Origin of the sequence: Actinomyces stomatis, assembly GCF_031292835.1 — a bacterium.
Lineage (GTDB): Bacteria > Actinomycetota > Actinomycetes > Actinomycetales > Actinomycetaceae > Actinomyces > Actinomyces stomatis.
The window spans coordinates 1-1,598 of sequence record NZ_JASPEP010000055.1; the positions used below are offsets into that span (position 1 = coordinate 1).

1 protein-coding gene is annotated in these 1,598 nt (G+C 74.7%); it reads left to right on the top strand.

What is annotated here, in order from left to right:
- On the top strand, positions 1–1,327 hold a 1,327-nt coding region (locus tag RIV12_RS13075; RefSeq protein ID WP_309324455.1), incomplete at its 5' end, for a helicase-associated domain-containing protein.
- Positions 1,328–1,598 lie beyond the last annotated feature (271 nt).

The following is a 1,598-nucleotide window of genomic DNA, read 5'->3' on the forward strand; positions in this document are numbered from 1 at the left end:
CGCCCGCACCCCCTGGCTGGCGGGCACGCGCGACGACGACGGAACCCTGCGCGCCGTCCTCGACCCGGATCTGGAGGCCGGGTGGGCGGCGCGACTGCGCGCCCGAGTGCTCGCCCTCCTGGGCGACCTCCCGCAGGGGACCAGCACCACCCCTGCCTTCGTGCGGGCGGCCCTGACCTGGGAGAGCCCCCGGCGCACCATCCCCGGCGGGGCGATCTCCGCGGTCCTGGCCGAGGCCGATGCTCTCGGGCTCACCGGCGCCGGGGCACTGACCGAGGCCGGCAGGATCCTCGCCCGACGGGCGGCGGCGAGCCTCGACGAGCAGGACGCGGGACTCATCGGCAGCCTCGGTGGCACCAACCACGCCGAGGAGGCGGGCGGCGACGCGCTCGCCGAGTCGCTGTCGGACGACGATATCCTCGCAGCCCTGGAGGCGGCGCTCGCGGCGGACCTGCCGGCCGCCGTCGACATGATCCTCGTCCAGTCCGACCTCACCGCCATCGTCCCGGGCCGTCCCGCCCCCGAGCTGGCCGCGCTGCTGGAACGCACGAGCGTCGTCGAGTCGCGCGGCGGAGCGCTCACGGTGCGCTTCACCCCTGAGTCGGTGCGCGGCGCGCTCGACGTCGGTTACCGGGCCGAGGAGATCACCCAGGCGATCGGCCGCTACAGTCCCACGCCCCTGCCGGACTCCTTGAGCGTGCTCATCCAGGATGCGGCCCGCCACCACGGGGCGGTGCGGGTGCGGGCCGTGTCCGCGCTGCTGCGGATCGGCGATGAGGCGACGGCCGCCGGGCTCCTGGTCGAACCGCGATTGAAGGACCTCGGCCTGGACCAGGTGGCTCCCGGGATCCTCGTGGCCACGGCCAGCGCCGGTCAGGTGCTGCGCGAGCTGCGCGCCTCCGGGCTGGCGCCGGTGACCGAGGACGCCGGCGGCCACCTGGTGGTCGGATCGGCCACCGTGCAGCAGGCGCGCCGGGCCCCTGAGCCCTCACGCCCCGGCAGCGAGCACTCGGTGCGACGGCGTCGGCCCGGGAGGCGTGAGCTGACGACCCTCGTGGGGCGGCTGCGTGTGGGGCAGGAGGCGCTGCAGGCCGCCGGAGAGACGGCTGTGGCCACCGACCCGGTGCACGCCCTGGCGGTGCTGCGCCAGGCCCAGTCCTCGCGCTCGCGGCTGCGGCTGAGTCTGGCCGGCCCCGACGGCGCCGTGCAGGAGCGTCAGGTGCGGGTCATGGCCGTGGAGGCCGGGCGGGTGCGCCTGCGCGACGTCGTGCGCGAGACTGAGCTGACCGTCGCCGTCCACCGCATCGTCTCGGTCGAGGCGAACTGACGGTTCTCTCACTCACCGACAAAATCTTCAAAAACGACGCGGAGCCGCGTCGATTACGAAGATTCGGTCGAAGTGTTGGAGGGCGGGCCGGTGTGCCCAGGCCAACCCGTGCGGGCCGGGGCAGTTTCAGGAGCCTCCCCTACACTGGCCGGGTGACCGACACGATCGACTCTCACACCAACGCCTCGGGCGAGCCCACGACCGGGACCGGATCGGGTTCTTCGGCGGGCGCCGCCACCGGGGCGCGCACCTCGACGGCGACCCTGGAGCG